This is a genomic window from Paenibacillus sp. TY11, assembly GCF_059772165.1.
On record NZ_JCBAIQ010000007.1, the window covers coordinates 291,574 to 298,686 of the forward strand.

General features: G+C 46.7%; 8 protein-coding genes. 1 reads left to right on the forward strand and 7 read right to left on the reverse strand.

The genetic code is table 11. The features are described from left to right. Positions 1-89: 89 nt before the first annotated feature. Entirely contained in the window at positions 90-1,010 is a 921-nt protein-coding gene (locus AC6EJC_RS10395; RefSeq protein ID WP_444953891.1) for a phosphate ABC transporter substrate-binding protein, read from the reverse strand. Between the two features lie 207 nt (positions 1,011-1,217). Between AC6EJC_RS10395 and AC6EJC_RS10400 the strand changes: the two genes are divergently transcribed. Further along, positions 1,218-2,108 (forward strand): LysR family transcriptional regulator, encoded by an 891-nt coding sequence (locus AC6EJC_RS10400; RefSeq protein ID WP_444953892.1) that lies wholly within the window; start codon positions 1,218-1,220, stop codon positions 2,106-2,108. 100 nt (positions 2,109-2,208) lie between these two features. Here the strand turns inward: AC6EJC_RS10400 and pyk are convergent, their stop codons facing one another. The 6 genes from pyk to AC6EJC_RS10430 form a co-directional block, all read right to left on the reverse strand. Continuing rightward, a complete protein-coding gene (gene pyk, locus AC6EJC_RS10405) occupies positions 2,209-3,639 on the reverse strand; it encodes a pyruvate kinase (protein WP_444953893.1) in 1,431 nt (476 codons plus the stop codon). 123 nt (positions 3,640-3,762) lie between these two features. After that, the gene (locus tag AC6EJC_RS10410; protein ID WP_444953894.1) at positions 3,763-4,746 is read right to left on the reverse strand and encodes an acetyl-CoA carboxylase carboxyltransferase subunit alpha; all 984 of its coding nucleotides are present in this window, start codon (positions 4,744-4,746) and stop codon (positions 3,763-3,765) included. Next, positions 4,747-5,640, reverse strand: a complete 894-nt coding sequence (gene accD / locus AC6EJC_RS10415) for an acetyl-CoA carboxylase, carboxyltransferase subunit beta (RefSeq protein ID WP_013309586.1) — start codon at positions 5,638-5,640, stop codon at positions 4,747-4,749. 179 nt (positions 5,641-5,819) lie between these two features. Next, a complete protein-coding gene (locus AC6EJC_RS10420) occupies positions 5,820-6,008 on the reverse strand; it encodes a hypothetical protein (protein WP_013309585.1) in 189 nt (62 codons plus the stop codon). A gap of 153 nt (positions 6,009-6,161) precedes the next feature. Continuing rightward, the gene (locus AC6EJC_RS10425; protein ID WP_444953895.1) at positions 6,162-6,659 is read right to left on the reverse strand and encodes a phosphatidylglycerophosphatase A family protein; all 498 of its coding nucleotides are present in this window, start codon (positions 6,657-6,659) and stop codon (positions 6,162-6,164) included. Positions 6,660-6,825: 166 nt separating this feature from the next. Next, the coding region (locus AC6EJC_RS10430) for a hypothetical protein (protein ID WP_444953896.1) at positions 6,826-7,113 on the reverse strand (288 nt) is incomplete at its 5' end.

The following is a 7,113-nucleotide window of genomic DNA, read 5'->3' on the forward strand; positions in this document are numbered from 1 at the left end:
GAAGAATAGAGGCCGGACGCTAGTCCGCCTCTTCTTCGTGAATATACTCGCGTTAGCTGCGTTCATCCGAACAGGAAGTGTGGCTCTCCTTATTTCGTGATATTACCGTCAGCATCACGTTTCACTTGCATACCTGACACTGGGATGTATCCCAAGTCTACGACATCCGTTTTTTGGATTTCATCAGACAGAATGTAGTCCAGGAATGCTTTCACATGCTCTTTTGGCTCACCTTTGGTGTACATATGCTCGTAAGCCCATACTGGATATTTACCTTGTTCTACATTTTCAACATTGGCTTCAACGCCATCGTATTTCAAAGCAGTTACTGTATTGTCGATGTAGGACAGAGCCAGATAACCAATCGCACCCGGTGTTTCAGCAATCAGCTTTTTCACAGTACCAGAGGAATCTTCTTGAATAGAGCCCGGCAGATCTTCTGTTTTTTGTCCCAGTGCGTATTTTTCAAAGGTGGCACGAGTACCTGAGCTGCTTGGACGGTTCACGATAACGATTTTTTGATCCGCACCGCCAATTTCTTTCCAGTTCGTGATTTTACCTGTGAAAATTTGTACCAATTGATCTTTTTTCAGGTCTGTTACGCCTACTTTAGGATTCGCTACCGCTGACATGGCTACAACAGCTACTTGATGATCGACCAGCTCATCTGCGCCGCTCTCCAGTTTTTCTTTTGCAAACACGTCAGAGTTACCGATATCCGCTTGTCCGCCGGAAACCTGAGTCAAGCCAGTACCGCTACCGCCGCCCTGTACTTGAACTGCAATGCCTTTATATTTATCGACAGCCATAAATTTTTGTCCCGCTTGCTCTACCAATGGTTGAAGTGCAGTGGAGCCAACAGCCAGAATGTTACCTGTCAGTTCAGCTGCTTTATTGTCTGTTCCTGTAGCAGCGTCTCCTTGTGGTGCAGCATTGTTACCTGATCCGCAAGCTGCAAGTGCAAATACCATGGTGAGAGTCATCAGAATGAACGGCCATTTTTTCAACATTTTTTATTGTCCTCCCCTTAGTTAAGTGACGGTTTTTTATTTATGACCATCAACACTTTTACATTGTAGGCCTGGAATGTTAGACGAACGACGTGGTTTTGTAAAACAAATATAAAATATTGATAGATAAATTATTTTACGGTATATAATTAATCTATAGTTTAAAATGCACACATGAATAACAAGTAAGGAGAGCTGTTCGATTCCATGAATATTCTAAAATTACGCATCTTGATGCTGATCGACAAATTCCATAAGGCGACGGACGTGGCCGAAGCTTTGCAAGTCAAACAGCCTACCGTCAGCTTTCATATGAAAAGCTTGGAAAAGGAAATGGGCGTTTCCCTATTCTCTCTCCAACAAGGCAGGATTATGCTAACCGAAGCTGGCAAAAAATTATTGCCTTATGCAAAGCAGATTATCTCTCTCGAGCAAGAAGCCAGACAAGCTGTAGATGAACTGACAGAGGAGTCAAAGGGTCAATTACATCTGGGCGCAGAGTCGATATCAGGCACGTATCTCCTCCCCACTATCATTGCTAAGTTTGCTCAACAATATCCAGAATGTCGTATTCAGTTGGACATAAAATCCCCGGATGCAATCAAGCAGCTACTGAAACAGGGAGAAATTGATTTTGCTTTTCTGGACGATAGAGAATCTCTTCCGGAGAATACGGTGGCAGAGCCAGTGGCTTCAGATCAGATTGGGGTTATCCGTTCTGCATCTGTACAGGTATCCAAATCAGCGGAGGTCGATGGACCCAATATGCTGGACATGCACACATGGGTAAAATACAGTGGGGCATCTGTTGTAGATCCGTATTCCTCGCTAGTTAAGTCCCATCTGAAAATCAACTCTTGGGAAGCGGTAAAGCAAGTGGTAGGCGGCGGAGAAGCGCTTGCCTTCTTTCCTGCCTGCGGAGTTCATAACGATGATAGTAGCCTTCCCTCGGTGGAGTGGCTTCCTTATCCAGAAGCCGATAGGGAAAGGAACCGTTATCAAATAAACATCGTGTATCCACAAGATACACACCTGAGCATGATGCAACGGGCATTTCTTGATTTCACACGCCGAGAAGGACTGGAGATTAAAAGCTAGAGAACATAAAAAAGAGCATCCAAGTCCTATTGACCTGAATGCTCTTTTGCTTGTTGTAACGAATAGATACAGCCTCTGTATTATTTCGTAGAGGCTACAATTACGCTTGTGCTGGAACGCAGCTTATTTTGATCAGATTCGTAGAACCGGAATCACCAAGTGGTACGCCCGCGGTAATCACAACCAAATCGCCCTCTTTAACGAGACCAGATTTCTGACCGCCTTCCAGCGCATTGTCAAACAGGCTATCTGTTGTGTCAACGACCGGTCTGCCTTGTACTGCATGTACGCCCCAGATCAGAGCCAAACGGCGAACTGTTCTTTCCTGAGTTGTCACAGCAATAATCGGAGCTTCTGGACGGTATTTAGAAATCATACGCGCCGTTGTTCCGCTTTGTGTGGACGTCAGGATCGCTTTGGCATGCAGATCAAGTGCAGAAATAGAAACGGATTGGCTAATTGCTTCTGTAATACTAATTTCTTGAGCCGTTCTTTGTTTTTTGAACAAATCACGGTAGTTCAGAGAAGACTCTGCTTTTTCTGCAATTCGTGACATCGTCAATACGGATTCTACCGGATATTTACCCGCAGCTGTTTCGCCGGACAGCATAATTGCGTCTGTTCCGTCAAAAATAGCATTCGCCACGTCACTTGCTTCCGCACGAGTCGGACGCGGGTTACGTTGCATGGAATCCAGCATTTGTGTTGCCGTAATAACAGGCTTGCCAGCTACATTACATTTGTTAATCATCAATTTTTGCGCCAAAGGCACTTCTTCAGCAGGAATTTCCACACCGAGGTCACCACGGGCAACCATCAGGCCATCCGAAGCTTCCAAAATTTCGTCCAGGTTGTCAACACCTTGCTGATTTTCTATTTTGGAGATGATTTGAATGTGGCTTGCGTTGTGCTTCGCCAGCAATTCACGGATTTCCAGTACATCACTTGCTTTACGAACAAAAGAAGCCGCGATGAAATCAATGTCTTGCTCAATACCGAAAATGATGTCATTAGCATCTTTCTCCGTAATACCGGGTAAAGAAATGGCAACGCCGGGAACGTTAACGCCCTTCTTGCTTTTGATCGTTCCGCCATTGACAATGCGGCATTTGATTTCAGTGCCTGATACTTCAATAACGGTGAGTCCGATCAGACCGTCGTCGATCAGAATGGTGGAGCCGGGCTCCACGTCCGAGGGAAGATCCTTGTACGTAATGGAGATACGATCTTGCGTACCCAGAATTTCTTCCGTTGTCAGCGTAATGAACTCGTCCTGAACAAGCTCAATAGGTTCAACTTCGAGCTTTCCTGTCCGGATTTCCGGCCCCTTCGTATCGAGCAAAATAGCAACGTTTTTGTTAAGCTCCTTACAAGCTTGACGGATGTTTTTAATCCGGTTGCCATGCTCCTCGAAATCACCGTGAGAGAAATTCAGGCGGGCTACGTTCATACCAGCCAAAATCAGTTTCTTCACATTTTCCAATGACTCACTGGAAGGACCGATGGTACATACAATCTTAGTTTTGCGCATTTGGGTTTTTCCTCCGTTTTCAAAGGTGCTACTTTATATCTTTTTCCAACAATTAAATCTACTACACTTTTTCCTATTTGTATAGGAAGTTCGTCATATTTATTGTTACCCGTTTCCAGCGTATTACAACATAGGTTCAGATTCCGCAGGTTTCAAGAAGGTGTATTGACCTATTTTTCGGAATTTTTGATACCGATCTTCCCTTAATTCATCGCAGCTCATATTCGTAAGGTCTGCCAAATGACGTTCCAATAACTCCTTGATTGCGGCAGCGGTCACTTCATAGTTACGATGCGCGCCCCCTTTCGGCTCCGGCACAATATCCTCGATTATCTCCATGCGCAGGAGGTCATTAGCTGTAATCTTCATGGCTTCAGCTGCCTGATCCGCCTTGGAAGCATCTTTCCATAGAATCGAGGCTGCGCCGTTTGGAGAAATGGCCGAATAAATGGCATGTTCCAGCATCAGCACACGGTTACCGACTGCAAACGCAAGCGCACCGCCGCTTCCACCCTCGCCGATGACCACACAAATAACAGGCACCGAAAGCTTTGCCATCTCCCGCAAGTTACGGGCAATCGCTTCCGATTGACCTCTCTCCTCTGCTGTATTACCCGGATAAGCGCCCTTCGTATCAATAAATGTAATGATAGGGCGTTTGAATTTGTCAGCCTGCTGCATAAGACGCAAGCCTTTACGGAATCCTTCCGGGTGGGCACTACCGAAAAAACGTGCAATGTTATCTTTCGTATCCTTACCACGCTGCTGGCCAATGACGGTCACCGGAATACCATTTAGCTTGGCAATCCCGCCCACAACCGCCAGATCGTCTCCAAACAAGCGGTCGCCGTGCAATTCAATAAAGTCCGTAAACACCTGCTCAATCAAATCAAGAGACGTTGGTCTTTGATGATGACGAGCCAGATGCATTTTTTGTGGTGCTGTAATGTTCGAATATATTTCTTCTTCCATCTCGAGATAACGTTCCTCCAGACGGTTGATTTCATCTGTAAAATCAATTTGCTTATCCTGTCCGAATTGCTTGAGTTCTTCGATCTTCTGTCGCATTTCGACCAGGGGCTTTTCATAAGGCAATTCGCCAGCCATCTATTCCACCCCTTTCACACTGTGCAAATCAAGCAGTTGCCCAAGGGTATCACGCAGTTCCTTGCGATGTACAACCATATCCAATTGTCCGTGCTGCAAATTAAATTCGGAAGTTTGAAAATCATCCGGCAGCTTCTGTCTGATCGTCTGCTCAATTACGATACGACCTGCAAAACCGAATACAGCCCCCGGTTCCGCGATGTTAATATCTCCAAGCGTAGCAAAGCTGGCGGATACTCCACCTGTAGTCGGATCGGTGATAACGGAAATATAGAGCAAGCCCTGCTCATCCAGACGAGCAAGAGCAGCACTTGTTTTTGCCATCTGCATTAGGCTTAAAATACTTTCCTGCATACGTGCCCCGCCGGAAGTCGAGAAAATAATAAGCGGCAGACGCTTGTCTATTGCTTGCTCAATGGCGCGGGTAATTTTCTCTCCTACGACCGAACCCATACTGCCAGTAAAAAAGTCAAAGCTCATCACAGCAACGACAACAGGATGTCCATAAATAAGGCCGTCGCCCGTAACGACAGCCTCTCGCAAGCCAGATTTCAGGGTCTGTTGCTCCAGCTTACTCGCATATCCCGGAAAGTCCAGCGGATCAACCGAAATCATATCGGCATCATATTCCGTAAACGTGTCTTCGTCGAGCACCATGCGAATGCGATCCATCGCATTAAGACGCATATGGTATCCGCACACAGGACACACTTTCAAATTTTTCTCCAGTTCTTTGCTGTATTGAATACTTCCGCACTTGCCACATTTGGTCATAAGACCTTCGGGAATTTCCCGTTTGGGACGATCCGGCATGTCCGCTTGATCGCCGCTCAGCGCCCGTTCCGAAGGGATGGTCGCGTATTTACGCTTCTTTTGAAATAAATCTTTAAACACAACTACACCTCTCCAGCCGTTTATTTGTCAGCCGTAACCGATACAAGGTCCTCTGCCGTCTGTGCGGCACCTCTAAGCATTATGTTCATACACACGTCAACGCCTGTTTATAAAACATTACCGCCGATCGTGCATCCTTTGTTCCATTCATGCTGCTGTATCACTCCGCCGTTCCGGACTCAAGGGCGCAAAATCGAATTAAGCACTTCCTGTATTTCTTCGACTTCACCCGAAGGCACAAGTATCTCAAACTGTTGCTTGGATGCGCTGATGGCCCGGGCCTGCACCATAAAACCTTCTTCAGACAGTTTGAGCTTAATCATGTCAGCCAGTCTGGCCGTCGGTGCAATATAAATCACCGTCCACATGCCTTGTTTCTACCCCCTAAGCCTCAAGTTTTGAGCCCATATAATAGACTCATGATAACATACCTTACTTTTTTCCCGCAACAAAAGCCCTCCTGATCATTCAAGTTCCGTCGGAGGGCCTAGAAAATCATCGACTCTGTTTACACAGGCCAATTAAGCATCCAATGACGCAGGATAATGCTTGGCATGAAGGCTCCGATGAGCAATGCGCGAAGAAGCAGCTGCAGCCAGTCCGGCGACAAGATCGTCTAAAAACACATGAATACCACTGCCTTTTTGGTTTAGCTGTTCAATAATTCCCGTCTTTTCCTTATCCAGATAACCAAAACTGGTTAAGCCGATCATGCCGTACACACTCGTAATTCCAAGAGCCAGTGTCTCGTCCACTCCGTACAGCGGCTCGTCTGCCTCCATGATGGCTTGCAGTGGCTGGGGGAGAAGTTTTTTTTCGGCCAGTTCATCGAGCGCAATGCCTGTCAGCAGTGTATATTGCACTTCACGCTTCTGTAAAACTGCTTTCACACTGTCCATACATTCTTCAATAGTCAAATGAGGATAATATTTTAGCTGAAGCTGAAAAACAATGTCCGCAATGGACTCGATACGAATGCCTCTGCGATTTAACAAGGTTTCTGCATATTCATAGGACATGATTTTCCTCCCGCCTTCACCGTACAGTTCTATTCTTCACCGTGCGGGACCTTATGGTGCAGGATACGTGTTGAACCTCCTGTTCCGCCAGTTTTCCAAGTGTATGCGGGAGCGAAGGAAAATGTTCATTAAACCGTTACAATAATGGCAGGTTGCTGTGTGCCCATCATTTGACTTTCACCGTGCCTTCACCCAACATCGACTCCATTCGATCAAAAAGCTGAGGAGAAGGCTTAATGCTGTAAGCATCGCTCAACGCCAGCAGACGCTGGCTGCTCTCATAAAAGAGTACGGTAGGCATAGCACCGGGATGCTCCTGTAGCAGCGCCTTGAGGCTGACCAGCAAGCTGGCGTCCTCCTCGGCCTGGCGGGTGATTTTGACAAACACCCGCTGACGGGCGGTCGGCTCCGAGCTGCGCGGGGCCGGCACCTGCTCACCGTGAGCCGCTTCGGC

Excerpts from the sequence above, each read along its gene's own strand:
- AC6EJC_RS10395 (WP_444953891.1), bottom strand. The coding sequence starts at position 1,010 with ATGTTGAAAAAATGGCCGTTCATTCTGATGACTCTCACCATGGTATTT.
- AC6EJC_RS10410 (WP_444953894.1), bottom strand. The coding sequence starts at position 4,746 with ATGGCTGGCGAATTGCCTTATGAAAAGCCCCTGGTCGAAATGCGACAG.
- AC6EJC_RS10425 (WP_444953895.1), bottom strand. The coding sequence starts at position 6,659 with ATGTCCTATGAATATGCAGAAACCTTGTTAAATCGCAGAGGCATTCGT.
- AC6EJC_RS10420 (WP_013309585.1), bottom strand. The coding sequence starts at position 6,008 with ATGTGGACGGTGATTTATATTGCACCGACGGCCAGACTGGCTGACATG.
- pyk (WP_444953893.1), bottom strand. The coding sequence starts at position 3,639 with ATGCGCAAAACTAAGATTGTATGTACCATCGGTCCTTCCAGTGAGTCA.
- AC6EJC_RS10400 (WP_444953892.1), top strand. The coding sequence starts at position 1,218 with ATGAATATTCTAAAATTACGCATCTTGATGCTGATCGACAAATTCCAT.